This window comes from Flavobacterium sp. WC2421 (assembly GCF_040822115.1).
GTDB lineage: Bacteria > Bacteroidota > Bacteroidia > Flavobacteriales > Flavobacteriaceae > Flavobacterium.
Genome location: NZ_CP162004.1, coordinates 2,779,086 through 2,795,339, shown reverse-complemented (window position 1 = coordinate 2,795,339; position 16,254 = coordinate 2,779,086). Strand labels below are relative to the sequence as shown.

Annotated in this window: 14 protein-coding genes and 1 riboswitch; of the genes, 4 read left to right on the top strand and 10 right to left on the bottom strand. The window is 33.4% G+C overall.

The features are described 5' to 3' along the window. Positions 1 to 60: 60 nt before the first annotated feature. The 10 genes from AB3G33_RS11950 to AB3G33_RS11905 all read right to left on the bottom strand — a co-directional run bounded on the left by AB3G33_RS11950 (position 61) and on the right by AB3G33_RS11905 (position 9,747). On the bottom strand, positions 61 to 1,383 hold the full coding sequence (locus tag AB3G33_RS11950; RefSeq protein WP_367769759.1) for a Na+/H+ antiporter NhaC family protein: 1,323 nt from the start codon (positions 1,381 to 1,383) through the stop codon (positions 61 to 63). A 59-nt stretch (positions 1,384 to 1,442) separates the two neighbouring features. After that, positions 1,443 to 1,539: riboswitch (SAM-I-IV-variant riboswitch) on the bottom strand. 122 nt (positions 1,540 to 1,661) lie between these two features. Beyond that, positions 1,662 to 2,084: a hypothetical protein gene (locus AB3G33_RS11945; RefSeq protein WP_367769757.1), complete on the bottom strand. Its 423-nt coding sequence runs from the start codon at positions 2,082 to 2,084 to the stop codon at positions 1,662 to 1,664. An 88-nt stretch (positions 2,085 to 2,172) separates the two neighbouring features. Next, positions 2,173 to 3,045 (bottom strand): succinate--CoA ligase subunit alpha, encoded by an 873-nt coding sequence (sucD, locus tag AB3G33_RS11940; protein WP_367752974.1) that lies wholly within the window; start codon positions 3,043 to 3,045, stop codon positions 2,173 to 2,175. 84 nt (positions 3,046 to 3,129) lie between these two features. Further along, positions 3,130 to 3,492 (bottom strand): nuclear transport factor 2 family protein, encoded by a 363-nt coding sequence (locus AB3G33_RS11935; RefSeq protein WP_367769755.1) that lies wholly within the window; start codon positions 3,490 to 3,492, stop codon positions 3,130 to 3,132. 2 nt (positions 3,493 to 3,494) lie between these two features. After that, a complete protein-coding gene (locus AB3G33_RS11930; RefSeq protein WP_367769753.1) occupies positions 3,495 to 4,424 on the bottom strand; it encodes a UDP-3-O-(3-hydroxymyristoyl)glucosamine N-acyltransferase in 930 nt (309 codons plus the stop codon). 78 nt (positions 4,425 to 4,502) lie between these two features. After that, a complete protein-coding gene (gene efp, locus AB3G33_RS11925; protein ID WP_367752968.1) occupies positions 4,503 to 5,069 on the bottom strand; it encodes an elongation factor P in 567 nt (188 codons plus the stop codon). 120 nt (positions 5,070 to 5,189) lie between these two features. Continuing rightward, positions 5,190 to 5,975, bottom strand: coding sequence for an acyl-ACP--UDP-N-acetylglucosamine O-acyltransferase (gene lpxA, locus AB3G33_RS11920; protein ID WP_367752966.1), 786 nt, complete (start codon positions 5,973 to 5,975; stop codon positions 5,190 to 5,192). A 78-nt stretch (positions 5,976 to 6,053) separates the two neighbouring features. Continuing rightward, a complete protein-coding gene (locus tag AB3G33_RS11915) occupies positions 6,054 to 7,442 on the bottom strand; it encodes a bifunctional UDP-3-O-[3-hydroxymyristoyl] N-acetylglucosamine deacetylase/3-hydroxyacyl-ACP dehydratase (RefSeq protein ID WP_367769750.1) in 1,389 nt (462 codons plus the stop codon). Beyond that, positions 7,435 to 8,478 (bottom strand): UDP-3-O-(3-hydroxymyristoyl)glucosamine N-acyltransferase, encoded by a 1,044-nt coding sequence (gene lpxD, locus AB3G33_RS11910; protein ID WP_367752962.1) that lies wholly within the window; start codon positions 8,476 to 8,478, stop codon positions 7,435 to 7,437. The genes AB3G33_RS11915 and lpxD overlap by 8 nt, the downstream gene beginning before the upstream one ends. Positions 8,479 to 8,517: 39 nt before the next feature. Beyond that, positions 8,518 to 9,747 (bottom strand): HD domain-containing protein, encoded by a 1,230-nt coding sequence (locus AB3G33_RS11905; protein ID WP_367752960.1) that lies wholly within the window; start codon positions 9,745 to 9,747, stop codon positions 8,518 to 8,520. A gap of 214 nt (positions 9,748 to 9,961) precedes the next feature. Between AB3G33_RS11905 and AB3G33_RS11900 the strand changes: the two genes are divergently transcribed. Genes AB3G33_RS11900 through AB3G33_RS11885 form a run of 4 tightly spaced genes read left to right on the top strand, consistent with a single transcriptional unit; the run spans position 9,962 to position 16,187 of the window. Continuing rightward, positions 9,962 to 10,456, top strand: coding sequence for a GbsR/MarR family transcriptional regulator (locus tag AB3G33_RS11900; RefSeq protein ID WP_367769747.1), 495 nt, complete (start codon positions 9,962 to 9,964; stop codon positions 10,454 to 10,456). 30 nt (positions 10,457 to 10,486) lie between these two features. After that, on the top strand, positions 10,487 to 11,593 hold the full coding sequence (locus AB3G33_RS11895) for an efflux RND transporter periplasmic adaptor subunit (protein ID WP_367769744.1): 1,107 nt from the start codon (positions 10,487 to 10,489) through the stop codon (positions 11,591 to 11,593). A gap of 33 nt (positions 11,594 to 11,626) precedes the next feature. Further along, entirely contained in the window at positions 11,627 to 14,797 is a 3,171-nt protein-coding gene (locus AB3G33_RS11890) for an efflux RND transporter permease subunit (protein WP_367769741.1), read from the top strand. Continuing rightward, positions 14,787 to 16,187, top strand: coding sequence for an efflux transporter outer membrane subunit (locus tag AB3G33_RS11885; protein WP_367752952.1), 1,401 nt, complete (start codon positions 14,787 to 14,789; stop codon positions 16,185 to 16,187). Before AB3G33_RS11890 ends, AB3G33_RS11885 begins: the two co-directional genes overlap by 11 nt. Positions 16,188 to 16,254: the final 67 nt, after the last annotated feature.

Here is a 16,254-nt window from a genome sequence, read left to right as displayed (position 1 = left end):
AGAATAATTCCTTTTTTAAAAAAAATTTCAAATTCAATAACATTATAAATCGAGCCGATTTTAAATATCTAAAAATCGTTTTACTAATTTATCCCAAAATGAACTATAAATCGCTACCAAAGTAAAAATAAATAAAAATAGATGATACCATGCATTCCCAAGCAAATCCATAAAATCAAGTTTCCCATTAGCAAAACTTAAAATCAAAAGTACTTGCGCACCATAAGGCAAAATTCCTTGAATAACACAGGAAAAAATATCAAGAATGGCGGCTGTTTTTTTGGAACTTAAATTGTATTCGTCGTTAATTTCCTTGGCAATTCCTCCAGTAATAACAATAGAAACGGTATTATTAGCAATAGCTACATTAGTAAAACCCACCAAAGCACCTATCCCCGCTTGGGCTGATTTTTTACTCTTAATGCGTTTTTTTATTTGGTACAATAAAAAATCAATACCTCCAGCCTTATCCACCATAGCGGCTAAACCTCCAGTCAGCATCGATAGCAAAAAGATTTCGGTCATACTGGTGAATCCTTCATAAATTTTTCGCGCAAATTCCATTAACGTAAAATGATTTCCAAAATACCCAATTAATCCAGCCAATATAGTTCCAATAATCAAGGTAGAAAATACATCAACACCAATCAATGCAAGTACAATTACTAAAATATAAGGCACAATTGCAAACCATTCAAAACTTGTTTTAGGAATAGCTACTGCAGTAATATCAGAATTCAATCCCAAATAAAAGAATACTGCGATTGTAATAATAGCAGCTGGAAAAGCAATGAATAAATTGATTTTAAATTTATCTTTCAATTCACAACCTAAGGATTGTGTCGCAGCAATTGTAGTATCCGAAATCATAGATAGATTATCTCCAAGCATCGAACCACCTAGCAAAGCACCTGCAATCAAAGGCAATGAAGCGCCACTAGAATTAGCCAAATCAACCGCAATTGGCCCAATTGCCACAATTGCACCTACAGAAGTTCCTGTAGCAGTTGATAAAAAAGCGGCTATCAAAAAGATCCCCAACGGAAAGTAAGCCACATCTACAGTATTAATTCCAAGACTTACCACGGCATCAACACCTCCCATTGCTTTACTAACCACTGCAAAAGCACCTGCTAATAGATAAATCAAACACATGGTCATAATTTTACTCTCTCCGCAACCTGCAATCAAGGTGGTTACTTTTTCATCAGCTGTACCTTTGAACAGTAAAAAAGCAGCAATAATTCCAATTAAAACCGCTATTGGAGCAGGTAAAGCATAAAAGTCATCAAGCCAAATTCCGGCTCCTAAAAAAGTAAAAATAAAAATCAATAAAGGAATTAAAGCATAAACACTTCCCTTTTTTTTCAATAAATGAGTCATAAATCAGTTTTAAAAATGATAGTATTATGACGAAAACTAAAGCAAAAAAAATGGGAATGTAAAACAACATTTTTTCCAAAGGATTTGGCTTATCGTTTTAGCACCTTGCTCGTTGTTGCAGGTTGCTATCTCATTATGAGATTCGTGATAACGGCTGCAAAAGTAATTATTATTTTATATAAAAAGCAATAGTAAAGTAGATTTTATAATTTAAAACCAAAAAAAAAGCCTTACCGAAGTAAAGCTTTTTATAAATAAATTATAATTTTTGAAACTGACTAGAAAGCCACATTCCATTTTGGTAATCTTCCATTTTCATCTAAGAAGTTTTGTAACACTTGTCCTTCTACGAATGTTGGAATCCCCTTAGAATTCTCGTTGAAAGTTTCGTACCAAACCACTTCTAAAGTGCTAATATCTTCTTTTACCATTTGTGTTGGCCAAGAATATTTTCTTCCTGTTTTTGCAAACTGGTGTCCTTCAACAATCTTTTCTTTCAAACCACCATTTTTGATTTTCAAAGACCCATCGTTTTGAACAGTTCCTGTAGAACCCACCATGATTAACTCTTTTTCATCTGCAACTGCATAAACTAAAAATACACCACTTCCTTCAGAAGCGTTGCATACTTGCTCTAAGCTATCATCTGCTGTAAAAGTGAAGCTATCGCTTACCTTAAACTTTTTTAATTCTTTGTACATCTTTCTTTTGTATTAATATTAAATAAAATGCCTCACAAAAAAAGTGAGGCATTTTTATAATGACTTGAAATCACCACTAATTTTTCAATTATCCGATAACTTCTTTAACTTTTTTACCAATTTCTGCTGGAGAATCTACAACGTGAATTCCACATTCTCTCATGATTTGTTTTTTAGCTTCAGCAGTATCATCTGATCCACCAACAATAGCACCTGCGTGACCCATTGTACGACCCGCTGGAGCAGTAACTCCTGCAATGAAACCAACAACTGGCTTACGGTTACCATCAGCTTTAATCCAATGTGCAGCATCAGCTTCTAATTGACCACCTATCTCACCTATCATAACGATACATTCTGTTTCTGGGTCATTCATCAATAATTCAACTGCCTCTTTAGTAGTAGTTCCAATGATTGGGTCTCCACCAATACCAATTGCAGTAGTGATTCCTAATCCTTGTTTTACAACTTGGTCAGCCGCTTCATATGTTAATGTTCCTGATTTAGAAACAATACCTACAGTTCCTTTTTTAAATACAAAACCTGGCATAATACCAACTTTAGCTTCACCTGGAGTAATGATACCAGGACAGTTAGGACCTATTAACCTAGCATTTCTTTCTTTTACGTAAGCATTTGCTTTGATCATATCAGCTACAGGAATTCCTTCTGTAATAGCGATAATTACTTTTATTCCAGCATCAGCAGCTTCCATAATTGCGTCCGCAGCAAAAGCAGGTGGTACAAAAATGATTGTTGTGTCAGCACCAGCTTGTTCAACTGCGTCTTTTACAGTATTGAAAACAGGTCTGTCTAGATGAGTTGATCCTCCTTTACCTGGAGTAACACCACCAACTACGTTTGTACCGTACTCAATCATTTGAGAAGCATGGAAAGTTCCTTCGCTTCCTGTAAATCCTTGAACAATTATTTTGGAATCTTTATTAACTAAAACACTCATGATATATATTTTATGTGATTTTTAAAATTGTGATGCAAAAGTAAGGTTTTGAAAATTATTTTTAGCCCTTTATTATCAAATAAATTAGGATAATTGACTCATTTGATAACCTCTATATAATTTATTGTCTTTTATTTGCCAAATTGCAATAAAATGGGCCAATAACATTTCTTCTCTAGGGTTCTCTATTGTTTTTACAAAATGCGAATAACGAACCGTAACCATATCATTTTCTGAAACGATATGACTTATTCTTACTTTCGAACGAACATAAGCTTTACTCAAATCATTAGAGAGACTCACTAAAGAATCATAATCCAATTGAATAAATCCTTTACTACTATTCCAATCTACAATGATATCAGAATGCAAATAATCTTTCAAAATGTCACTATCAATTAGCGCATCTGATTTGTAAAACTTTTGAATAATTTCTTTTGCCGACATAATTATTTCAATTTATTGAGTATCTCAGGTATTCTTTTAATATTGGCCAGTTGTTTCAACTTCTCTCTAGATTCTTCAATTGGTGTACCGAAATAAGTCTTACCCCCTTCTACCGATTTAGTCACTCCAGTTTGCCCTAAAATTACTGCTTTTTCTCCAATTGTGATGCCGCTAGTGGTTCCTACTTGTCCCCAAATCGTAACTTCATCTTTAATAATTACACATCCTGCAATTCCAGTTTGTGAAGCGATAAGACATTTTTTTCCAATCACGGTATCATGGCCAACATGTACCTGATTGTCAATTTTTGTTCCTTCTCCAATGATTGTATCACCTGTAACCCCCTTGTCAATTGTACAAAGTGCACCTATACCAACATTGTCTTTAATTACAACTCTACCACCCGAAAGTAATTGATCAAAACCATCTTCACGTTTCTTATAGTAAAAAGCGTCAGCTCCCAAAATTGTACCTGCGTGAATAATTACATTGTCGCCAATAACTGTATGATCGTAAATCGAAACATTAGAATGAATCAAGCAGTTTTTCCCAATTTTCACATGATTACCTACAAAACTATTTGGCTGTATAATAGTATTTTGCCCTATTATAGCTGAAGTAGAAATCGAAGCGTTTGAAAATTGAAAAGGTTTGAAATGTTTTGTTAAAGTATTAAAATCTCTAAACGGGTCATCAGAAATTAACAATGCTTTTCCAGGAGGACAATCTACTTTTTTATTTATTAAAATGATAGTTGCTGCTGAATTTAATGCTTTATCATAATACTTAGGATGATCAACAAAAACAATATCACCGCGTTCAACAACATGAATTTCATTCATTCCTAAAACTTCAAAATTGTCATTGCCAACATATTCGCATTGTAGCAAATTTGCAATTTCAAGTAAAGATTGTGCTTGTGTAAATTTCATTTATTTATTTTTAGTCTTTGCTTTCAATCACTAATAAAATAGAATTACTAGTGATTGAAAACTAAAAACGTATAAAAATTATTCCTTAACACGCTCCATGTATGAACCTGAAGCTGTATCTATTTTAATTTTATCTCCTTCGTTAATGAATAAAGGTACATTTACTGTCGCTCCAGTTTCTACCGTAGCCGATTTTGTAGCATTTGTAGCTGTATTTCCTTTAATTCCTGGTTCAGCATATGTTACTTCAAGTACTACAGATGCAGGCATATCTACTGAAAGAGGCAAGTCAGTTTCAGTATTAATACTAACCATTACGCTTTCACCTTCTTTCAATAAATCTGGTGAATCCAAGATGTTTTTATTCAAAGATATTTGTTCGAATGTCTCTGTATTCATAAAGTGAAAGTCATCTCCTTCTGGATATAAATATTGAAATTTATGATTTTCAACACGTACTTCTTCAATTTTATGTCCTGCAGAAAATGTATTATCCAATACTTTTCCATTACTCAAACTTCTCAATTTGGTTCTTACAAATGCAGGTCCTTTACCTGGTTTAACATGAAGAAATTCAATGATTTTGTAAATATCATTATTGTACTTAATACATAATCCGTTTTTGATGTCTGATGTAGATGCCATTTTATTTTTGTTTTTTCTCCATTTCAGCCCTTTCTTAAGTGAAGGGAAGCTGGATGGAAGTGTGTTACTTATTGTTATATTTTTATCTATACCTCCACAAACTAGTGGGAGGACTAGGCCTTAATAATTCCCGGTATATCCTTTCATAACACCACGAGACGAATTTCTGATAAAATCTAATATTTCATCACGCTCAGGAGTTGCTTCCATTTCCGCTTCAATAATTCCAATTGCTTGGGTTGTATTATAGTTTTTTTGATATAAAATTCTATAAATATCTTGAATCTCTTTAATTTTCTCCGTTGTAAAACCTCTTCTTCTTAACCCAACTGAGTTTATTCCAACATAAGATAAAGGTTCTTTAGCAGCTTTTGTAAAAGGAGGAACATCTTTCCTCACTAATGAACCACCCGAAATCATCGCATGATCTCCAATATGAATAAACTGATGAATAGCAGCTAAACCACCTATAACGGCAAATTTCCCAACCGTAACATGTCCAGCTAATGCAACACCGTTAACGATAATTGCATTATCGCCAATGTGACAATCATGCGCAATATGTGCTGTAGCCATAACTAAACAATTGTTCCCAAGGGTTGTTTGACCTGAAGCAATTGTTCCTCTATTAATGGTGACACATTCTCTTATAGTACAATTATCACCTATTATTGCTAAAGATTCTTCTCCACCAAATTTTAAATCCTGCGGTACTGCAGATATTACTGCACCAGGAAATATATTGCAATTTTTTCCTATTCTTGCGCCTTCCATAATGGTAACATTAGAACCTATCCAAGTTCCATCACCAATAACAACATTATTGTGAATGGTTGTAAAAGGCTCTATTACAACATTTTTGGCGATTTTAGCGCCAGGATGAACATATGCTAAGGGTTGATTCATCTGCTTTTTTTTATATTAGTATTTTCAGAATAATAAACTCCAGATAATTGACTTAGAGTGTTTATTCTAATTTAATTTTTATTGCTTTTTGGCAATCTGAGCCATTAATTCTGCTTCTGCAACTAATTTTCCATTTGCATAAGCATTGGCTTGCATATGACAAATCCCTCTTCTAATCGGTGTGATTAAATCACATTTGAAAATCAAAGTGTCACCTGGTAATACCTTATGTTTGAATTTAACATTATCTATTTTCATAAAATAAGTCAAATAATTTTCAGGATCAGGAACAGTACTTAAAACTAATATTCCTCCTGTTTGTGCCATAGCTTCCACTATTAAAACCCCTGGCATTACAGGAGCTTCTGGAAAATGTCCAACGAAAAAATTCTCGTTCATTGTAACATTTTTCATACCTACCACATGACTCTCAGACATTTCTATAATTCTATCAATCAATAAAAAGGGAGGTCTGTGAGGAAGTACTGCCATGATTTTATGGATATCCATCAAAGGCTCCAAATTTAAATCATATACAGGAACATAATTTCTTTGTTCTATTTTTATAATTTTAGCCATTTTTTTAGCAAACTGAGTGTTTACAAAATGTCCTGGCTTATTTGCAATTACTTTACCTTGAATTTTTGTTCCAATTAAAGCTAAATCACCAACAACGTCAAGTAGTTTATGTCTTGCTGCTTCATTTGGATAATGCAAGGTAAGATTATCTAGTATACCATTTGGTTTAACATTTATAACGTCTTTTCCAAATGCTATTTTTAAATTTTCCATCGTAGCCGCAGATATTTCTTTATCAACGTACACAATAGCATTATTCAAATCACCACCTTTAATTAGTCCATTATCCAACAAAGCCTCTAGTTCATGTAAAAAACTAAAAGTTCTTGATTCCGATATTTCTGTTTTAAAATCAGAAATATTTTTCATGTTGGCATTTTGGGTTCCTAAAATTTTAGTCCCAAAATCTACCATTGTTGTAACACTATAGTGATCACTTGGCATAATCAAAATCTCACTACCCGATTCTTCGTCAGTGAAAGAAATAACTTCTTTTACCACATAAATGTTTCGCCTAGAATTTTGTTCTTCAATTCCCGCTTTTTCGAGAGCTTCAACAAAATACTTAGACGACCCATCCATAATAGGAAGTTCTGAAGCGTTTAGTTCAATTATTACATTATCCAAATCACAACCAACTAATGCCGCCAATACATGCTCAGGTGTTTGAACTTTAACTCCAAGTTTCTCTAAATTAGTACCTCTTTGTGTATTAACTACATAATTAGCATCTGCTTCAACAACTGGCTGTCCTTCTAGATCTACTCTAACAAAAGTAAAACCATTATTAACTGGAGCAGGTTTAAAGGTCATTTTGACTTCTTTCCCTGTGTGTAATCCAACTCCAGTTAGCGAGATTTCTGTTTTGATGGTTTTTTGTTTAACCATTGTTTCCATTTTTTTGGTTTAATATTTGTTTTTTTAACTCTTCTATTTCTGCAACAATTTTCGGTAAATTTCTGAAATGTACATATGATTTACTAAAATCATTGTATCCAAATGCTGGACTTCCCTGCAAAACCTCATTGTCTTTTATATTTCTTCCTACACCTGCTTGAGCTTGAATGCGAACATTATCACCAATGGTTAAATGCCCTACAATCCCTACTTGCCCACCAATCATTCCGTTTTTTCCGATTTTGGTAGAACCTGCAATTCCCGTTTGAGCGGCAATTACGGTATTCTCTCCTATTTCTACATTATGGGCAACTTGAATTTGATTGTCTAGTTTAACTCCTTTTCTTATAATTGTAGAACCCATTGTCGCTCTATCAATTGTTGTACAAGAACCTATATCAACATCATCCTCAATAATTACGTTGCCTATTTGAGGTATCTTCTTAAAAGTTCCATCTGTATTTGGAGCAAATCCAAATCCATCTGCTCCAATAATTACTCCTGAATGAATGGTGCAATTATTACCAATTTCAGTTTCCGAATATATTTTTGCACCAGCAAAAATAGTGACATTATCTTTAATGACAACATTATCTCCGATAAAACAATTAGGATAAATTTTCACATTAGTCCCTAGAGTAACATTAGCTCCTATATAACTAAAACTTCCCAAATATAAGTTTTCACCATATTTAGTGTTTTCTGGCAGTACTGAAGGTTGCTCCACTCCTATTTTATTGCCTTTTGCTTCAGCATAAAATTCTAATAATTTTGAAAAAGATAAGTAGGCATCGTCTACTTTTATTAAGGTAGTTTTTAATTCCGATTCTGGAATAAAGGATTTGTTTACTATGGTAATGGTTGCCTCTGTGGTATAAATATAATTATTATATTTTGGATTTGCCAAAAAAGTTAAAGAACCTTCTTTACCTTCTTCTATCTTAGATAACTCAGATACTTGAGCATTGAGATTGCCAATAACTTCACCTTCCAAAATTCCCGCTATTTGTTCTGCTGTAAATTTCATTGCGACAAAAATATAAAAAAATAGATTTTAAATGTTCATTTACATCAGTTGTTTTGGGAAACAGATGTAATATTTAGTAACTGATTTCGATAATGATTTTAAATTCAACTGGTCAGATGATTCAATTACATCTTCAACTGTTCGATCTTTTTTCAAAATTCGTATGGGTTCTGCTTCTTTGCTATATGCTTGATTTTTTATTTTACCTTTAAAAATAAAATAATTAGTTTCTAACAAACTAATGTTGTTTTCCAATGCAAAGCGCTCTTTTAAAGGGTGTAAATCTTCAGTAGGCACTTTTTCACTTGTTAATTTTATTTTCAATAAATCCCTATTGATAATCATTTTACTCAAAGAAGACAAAATAAAATCATCCTCATGTTGCCATGCCTTTAGTGCACTTATTATATCAAAATCATCGAGCTGTGAAAATAAATTCAAAATTTCAGTATCAAATGCATCTAATGTAATTTTATTTTGAAGAAAAAACTGCAAGGGTTTACTACAAGGCAATATAGTTCCTTTTAAAGTTAATTCTTTGGCTCTCTTTAAAATTTTAGTTAAAATTAACTCAGCTACCAAACTGGTTTTATGCAAATAGGCTTGCCAATACATTAAACGTCGGGACATTAAGAATTTTTCCACCGAGTAAATTCCTTTTTCTTCGATTACCAAAACATCATCCACTACATTCATCATTTGGATCAATCGCTCCGAATTCACATTTCCTTCGGCAACACCAGAATAAAAGCTATCACGTTTTAAATAATCCATTCGATCCATGTCTAATTGGCTTGAAATAAGCTGCAACATGAATTTTCTATGATAATCCCCTTCAAAAACTTGAATAGCTAAACTCAACTGACCTTTAAACTCACTATTTAATTGGTGCATAAATAACAATGAAATTTCTTCATGATGCACATCTTCAACAATGCTTCTTTCCATAGCATGTGAAAAAGGACCATGCCCAATATCATGTAATAAGATTGCAATATATAATGCATTTTCTTCTTCTTGAGATATAGAAACTCCTTTAAAACGCAATACATCAACTGCTTTTTGCATCAAATGCATACAACCTAAAGCATGATGAAAACGGGTATGATTGGCTCCTGGATAGACTAAATAGGATAATCCCATTTGAGAGATGCGTCGAAGTCTTTGAAAATAAGGGTGCTGTATTAAATCGTAAATTAATGCGTTGGGTATGCTAATGAAACCATAAATGGGATCATTGAATATCTTTAGTTTATTGATTTGACTCACTAGAAGTTAATTTTTTAAGGAACAAATATAAGTAAATTAGATTTTATAATTTACAGCCTATAGATACATACTTTATAACCCTATAAATTATCAATTTCGTATTTATTTCCATCTAAATTAACAACATAAAAATAGTGTATTAAAATTAACATAATTTTAAGTTCGATTAGTTCGGTGTTTTATGAACCAATATTACATTTGTAAAAAAATTAACATGGATATTCAGAAAGAAAAAAATGAACTAAAAGAAATGTTTGGTGTTCATTTTGAAAAACTTTATAACATTCCACCTTTGGCATCACGCATTCTTGGTACACTCATAATTGATGGCTGTAAATCTGGACTTACATTTGAGACTCTTGTTGAAACAATGTGCGCTAGTAAAAGTTCGATTTCAACTAATTTAAATTTACTCTTAAAAATGGAAAAGATCACCTATTTCACCATAACGGGAGATCGTAAAAAGTACTTTAAGGCTGCTAATTTAAGTAAGCGCTTAGAAAACTATCTGAGATTAATTGATTCTGAAATGACCATTGTAAACCGAATGATTATTTATAGAGAACATACCGCATCTTGTCCAGCTGAGAGATGCAATCTGGAAAATACAAAAGCCTATAAAATTCATTTAAATGAGGTTGAAATATCGCTTAAAAAAACAATTGAAGAATTTAAAACAAAAGAAACCAAAAATATAATCAATCAATAATAATTAATCCAAATCAGTAAATATTCACAGATGAAAAAAAAATATTTTATAAGTGCCGTTTTGTTATCCATAAGTTTGCTCTCCTGTAAAAAAGAAACCACTCAAACAGCTCCATCAGTTATGCCTTATAAGGTAGTTGAAATTGGTAAATCTGACACTTCTTTATTAGCAGAATACCCCGCAAGTCTAGAAGGGATTACAGATATAGATATTCGTGCAAAAGTAGATGGATATATTGAAAAAATATATGTACAAGAAGGACAAGAAGTTAAAAAAGGGCAATTACTTTTTAAACTAGAAACACAAACTGCTACCCAAGAAGCTGGGGCTGCAAAGGCTAAAGTTGCTGCTGCACAAGTTGAAGTAAGCCGTTTAAAACCATTAGTTGATCGTAATATAATTAGTGATGTACAACTAGAAACTGCCAAAGCAAATTTGGCAAGTGAAAAAAGTACCTACCAAAGTATAATTGCCAGAATTAATTATGCAACTATAAAAAGCCCAGTTAATGGAATAGTGGGCACTTTACCTTTACGTTTAGGAAGTTATGTAAGTAGCCAAACAGCAGAGCCATTAACTCGTATTTCAGATATTAGTACTATTTATGCTTATTTTTCAGTAAATGAAAAACAACAATTAGACATCATGATGAATGCTGAAGGTAAAACATTTCAAGAAAAAATCAACAAAATGGAAAAGGTAAATTTGATTTTGAGTAATGGTATGCCATATGAGCAAAAGGGTAAAATTGAAACTTTTAGTGGACAAGCCAATATGCAAACAGGTTCCTTTAATGTAAGAGCCAGTTTTCCAAATGGAAACAAATTATTGCGGTCAGGTGGCAGTGGAATTGTCCAAATCCCAACAAATTTAAAGGATATTATTATAATCCCACAAAATGCTTCATTAGAATTACAAGACAAACGCATTGCTCTTATTGTAGATAAAGATAACAAAGTGAAAGCAGTGCCTATTGAAGTTCGTGCCATTCCTGGAGGTAAATTTTTTGTAGTAGACAGTGGATTAAATGTAAATGATAAAGTCCTTGTTGAGGGAGTTGGAATAGTTACTGAAGGAACACTTATCAAACCTGAGGTAGTAGATTTTAATACTATAATCAATCCAACAAAAAAATAATTGACAAACTAACTATTGAATAAATAACAAAATATGTTTTCAAAATTCATTGACAGACCGGTATTGTCAACAGTGATATCTATTATCATCGTAATTTTGGGGGTTTTAGGGTTAATCTCGCTTCCAGTTTCACAATATCCAGAAATAGCACCACCTACTGTAACTGTAGCGGCAAATTATCAAGGAGCAAGTGCCGAAGTTGTAATGAACTCGGTAGTAATTCCTTTAGAAGAACAAATTAATGGTGTTGAAGACATGACTTACATGACTTCAACATCAAATAATGATGGTTCAGCATCTATTAGTATCTATTTTAAATTAGGTACTAATCCTGATTTGGCAGCGGTGAATGTGCAAAATCGCGTATCACGTGCAACGTCACTACTACCCCAAGAAGTTACTCGAGCGGGTGTTACAACATCAAAAAGACAAAGTGATAATATTTTGATTTTCTCGCTTTATAGTGAAAATCCTGATTATGATGATACATTTCTTCAAAATTACGCCAACATTAATATTTTACCTAAAATTAAACGTGTAGCGGGAGTTGGAGAAGCTATGATTTTTGGTCAAAAAGACTATTCTATGCGTATTTGGTTAAAACCTGACGTTATGGGGGCTTACGGTCTAGTACCATCGGATATTACGGCGCTATTAGCGGAACAAAATATTGAAGCCGCTCCAGGACAATTGGGTGAAAATAGCGACCAATCTTTTCAATATACCTTAAAATACAAAGGACGTTTACAAAATATAAAAGAATTTGAAGAAATTATTGTTCGTTCAACTGAAAATGGAGAAATCCTTAAATTAGGTGATGTAGCAAGAATTGAATTGGGTGCTGTTAATTATGCGAGTGATGCCTATACAAACGGCAATAAATCAATAGCTATTGCCATTGCACAAACCGCAGGGTCTAATGCTCAAGAAGTAATTGAAGGGTCATTAAAAGTACTGAATCAAGCCGAACTGAATTTTCCAAAAGGAGTAAAATATGCTACATTAATTAATGCCAATGATTTCCTAGATGAGTCAATCACAAAAGTGATTCATACACTAATTGAGGCATTTTTACTAGTATTTATTGTCGTTTTTATCTTTTTACAAGATTGGAGATCGACTCTTATTCCTGCGATTTCCGTACCAGTAGCTATTTTAGGAACGTTCTTTTTCCTTAATTTATTTGGCTTTACCATTAACTTATTAACGTTATTTGCCTTAGTACTTGCGGTCGGAATTGTAGTGGATGATGCTATTGTAGTGGTGGAAGCCGTGCATGCCAAAATGGAAGCGGGTGAGCACAATCCTAAAAAAGCAGCTCACAGCGCCATGCAAGATATTAGTAGTGCAATTATATCCATTACACTGGTAATGTCGGCTGTATTTATTCCTGTTTCTTTTATTAGTGGTTCTGCTGGAGTTTTCTACAAACAGTTTGGATTAACGCTAGCGGTTTCAATTGTATTGTCAGCTATTAACGCACTAACACTTTCTCCTGCATTATGTGCTATTTTCTTAAAAGAACACGATAAAAGTGCAAAGAAAAAAGGTTTCATGGAACGTTTTTATACCGCATTTAACGCCGGATTTGAAACGACGACAGCTAAATACAAAAGATCTGTAGAGTTTTTTATAAAACGCAAATGGTTGGCTTTTTTAGGAATTGCTGTTTTTGCCGGAATTTTAATCTTATTATTAAATATCACACCAAAGGCTTTTGTCCCTGGTGAGGATACAGGAGCTATTCTTTCTGATGTTTCTCTTCCACCGGGTACTTCTTTACAAAGAACAGAAGAAGTGTTATTACAAATTGAAAATAAAGTAAAAGATATTCCTGAAATAAAAGAGGTACTTAGAATCTCTGGTCGAAGTTTAATCAGTGGTACGGGTAGCAACTACGGAATGGTAATTGTAAAATTGAAACCATGGGCGGAACGTAAAGATGCTAATCAAGAAATAACTGCAGTTGTTGCGGAATTATTTAAGCGAACAGCTGCCGTAAAAGATGCGAAAGTACTCTATTTTGCTCGTCCGACACTTGTTGGTTTTGGTTTTACCAATGGATTTGAATTTCAACTACAAGATCAAAAAGGAGGATCTATACAAGAGTTAAGCGAAGTAAACAATAAATTTTTGGCAGCATTAAACAGTCGACCAGAAATTAAATATGCAGCTACCTCATTTTCTCCAAATTACCCGCAATACCGAATTGATTTAAATGTTCCGCTTATAAAAAAATCGGGACTTACAGTCACTGATGTTTTAGGAACAATGCAAGGGTATTATGGTGGTGTATATGCTTCTAATTTCAACAAGTTTGGAAAACAATACCGAGTAGTATACCAATCAGATCCCGAATTCAGAAACAATCCTGAATCGCTAAACAAAGTTTTAGTTAGAAATAGTAGTGGACGAATGGCTCCTATTTCACAATTTGTGACTTTAGTAAAAGTGTTTGGACCTCAAGCTATAGACCGTTTCAATTTATTTACTTCTGTTAAAGTAACTGGAGCGCCAAATGATGGTTTCAGTACTGGTGATGCTATTAAAGCAGTTGAAGAAGTAGCTAGTCAAAACCTACCTGTTGGATATGGTTATGAATTTTCAGGAATGACGCGTGAAGAAATTAGTGCAGGTGGACAAACCTTGTATATTTTCATGCTGTGTCTAATCTTTGTTTACTTCTTACTTGCCGCTCAATATGAGAGTTATATGTTGCCATTTGCAGTATTAATATCACTACCGATTGGTTTAGCAGGTGCTTACTTATTTGCTTATTTATTCAATGTAAGTAATAACATCTACTTGCAAATTACGCTCATTATGCTTATTGGATTGCTCGCTAAGAACGCCATTTTGATAGTAGAGTTTTCGGTTGATTCAAGAAGAAAAGGAATGACTATTGCTCAAGCAGCAATTCATGGCGCTGTTGCTCGTTTACGACCTATTTTAATGACATCATTTGCATTTATCTTTGGACTAATGCCACTTATGTTAGCTAAAGGAGCTGGAGCCGTAGGAAATAATGCTATTGGAACTGGAGCAATTGGAGGAATGTTAATAGGAACTATTTTTGGAGTATTTGTGATACCAGTATTGTTTATCGTTTTCCAAACATTACAGGAAAAAATTTCTACAAAACCGCTTCCTATAGAGAATCAGGGAACAGATGTTGCACTTTTAGATGAAAAAAATGAAAAATAATATATATAGAATCGCACTCTTAGGAGTGACGGCAGCACTAATGCAATCGTGTTTTGTTGCTAAAGATTACAAACGTCCAGAATTGAAAACAGAAAACTTGTATAGAAATGAAGTGGTGTCTACGGACACTGCTTCACTAGCGAATGTTTCTTGGGATAAAATTTTTACTGATCCTCTTTTGCAGGGTTATATTAAAAAAGGGTTAGAAAACAATTTAAACATTCGGATTGCCTTGCAAAATCTTGCTGCCGCACAAGCTACAATGAAGCAAGGACAAGCAGGTTACTTCCCTACTCTATCTGCTGGGACAGATTGGACACACAACAAAATTTCTAAAAACAGTCAGAATGGATCTTTCTTAACAGATTTAAATACCGATCAATACCAATTGACTGGAAATCTATCCTGGGAAGCTGATATTTGGGGAAAAATAAGAAGTAATAAAAGAGCAACTAATGCTGTCTACTTACAAACAACGGCAGCCAATCAAGCCATAAAAACGCAATTAATTGCTGATATAGCTTCTACTTATTACCAACTGCTTTCAGTTGATGCACAGATAAAAGTGGCTGAAGAAACTTTAATCAATAGAAACAAAAGTATCGAAACCATTTTAGCATTGAAAAAATCGGGGAATGTAACAGAAGTGGGGGTAAAACAAACAGAAGCTCAAAAATATGCGACCGAAATTATTATTGCTGATTTAAAAAATAGCATCATTATTTTAGAAAATACAATGAGCGCACTTTTAGGAGAAGCTTCGGGTAAAATTGAACGATCTACTTTTGAATCTCAAAAAATGCAACCTAGCATTACTACTGGTGTTCCTGCTAATTTATTGAGAAATAGACCTGATGTTATTGCTGCTGAGTACAACTTGATTAGTAATTTTGAGTTGACCAATGTGGCCAAAAGCGGTTTTTATCCTACCTTAAAAATTACTGCTATAGGCGGACTTCAAAGTATCGATTTAAAAGAATGGTTCAGTGCCAATTCTATCTTTGCCAATATTGTAACGGGATTAACCCAACCTATTTTCAATCAAAGACAAGTTAGAACTAAGTTTGAAATAGCTAAAGCCAATCAGGAAAAAGCCTATTTGCAATTTGAACAATCCCTACTTACGGCTGGTAAAGAAGTTTCGGATGCACTGGCACAGTACAACAATGAAACTTATAAAATTACGGTTCGTGAGAAACAAGCGGATGCATTAACAAAAGCGGCCACTTTCTCTGATGAATTATTGACCTATGGTTTAGCCAATTATTTAGAAGTATTAACCTCTAAAAATGATGCTTTAAATGCTAAATTAAGTTTAGTAGATAATAAGTTCCAACAATATAAAGCTGTAATTCAATTGTACAAAGCCCTTGGAGGCGGATGGCAATAATAGAATTTCTAAAATACAATGTTTACTAATTCCGAAAAAGCCACTAAGTACTGTACTTAGTGGCTTT

Excerpts from the sequence above, each read along its gene's own strand:
- AB3G33_RS11950 (WP_367769759.1), bottom strand. The coding sequence starts at position 1,383 with ATGACTCATTTATTGAAAAAAAAGGGAAGTGTTTATGCTTTAATTCCT.
- AB3G33_RS11945 (WP_367769757.1), bottom strand. The coding sequence starts at position 2,084 with ATGTACAAAGAATTAAAAAAGTTTAAGGTAAGCGATAGCTTCACTTTT.
- sucD (WP_367752974.1), bottom strand. The coding sequence starts at position 3,045 with ATGAGTGTTTTAGTTAATAAAGATTCCAAAATAATTGTTCAAGGATTT.
- AB3G33_RS11935 (WP_367769755.1), bottom strand. The coding sequence starts at position 3,492 with ATGTCGGCAAAAGAAATTATTCAAAAGTTTTACAAATCAGATGCGCTA.
- AB3G33_RS11930 (WP_367769753.1), bottom strand. The coding sequence starts at position 4,424 with ATGAAATTTACACAAGCACAATCTTTACTTGAAATTGCAAATTTGCTA.
- efp (WP_367752968.1), bottom strand. The coding sequence starts at position 5,069 with ATGGCATCTACATCAGACATCAAAAACGGATTATGTATTAAGTACAAT.
- lpxA (WP_367752966.1), bottom strand. The coding sequence starts at position 5,975 with ATGAATCAACCCTTAGCATATGTTCATCCTGGCGCTAAAATCGCCAAA.
- AB3G33_RS11915 (WP_367769750.1), bottom strand. The coding sequence starts at position 7,442 with ATGGTTAAACAAAAAACCATCAAAACAGAAATCTCGCTAACTGGAGTT.
- lpxD (WP_367752962.1), bottom strand. The coding sequence starts at position 8,478 with ATGAAATTTACAGCAGAACAAATAGCGGGAATTTTGGAAGGTGAAGTT.
- AB3G33_RS11900 (WP_367769747.1), top strand. The coding sequence starts at position 9,962 with ATGGATATTCAGAAAGAAAAAAATGAACTAAAAGAAATGTTTGGTGTT.
- AB3G33_RS11895 (WP_367769744.1), top strand. The coding sequence starts at position 10,487 with ATGAAAAAAAAATATTTTATAAGTGCCGTTTTGTTATCCATAAGTTTG.
- AB3G33_RS11890 (WP_367769741.1), top strand. The coding sequence starts at position 11,627 with ATGTTTTCAAAATTCATTGACAGACCGGTATTGTCAACAGTGATATCT.
- AB3G33_RS11885 (WP_367752952.1), top strand. The coding sequence starts at position 14,787 with ATGAAAAATAATATATATAGAATCGCACTCTTAGGAGTGACGGCAGCA.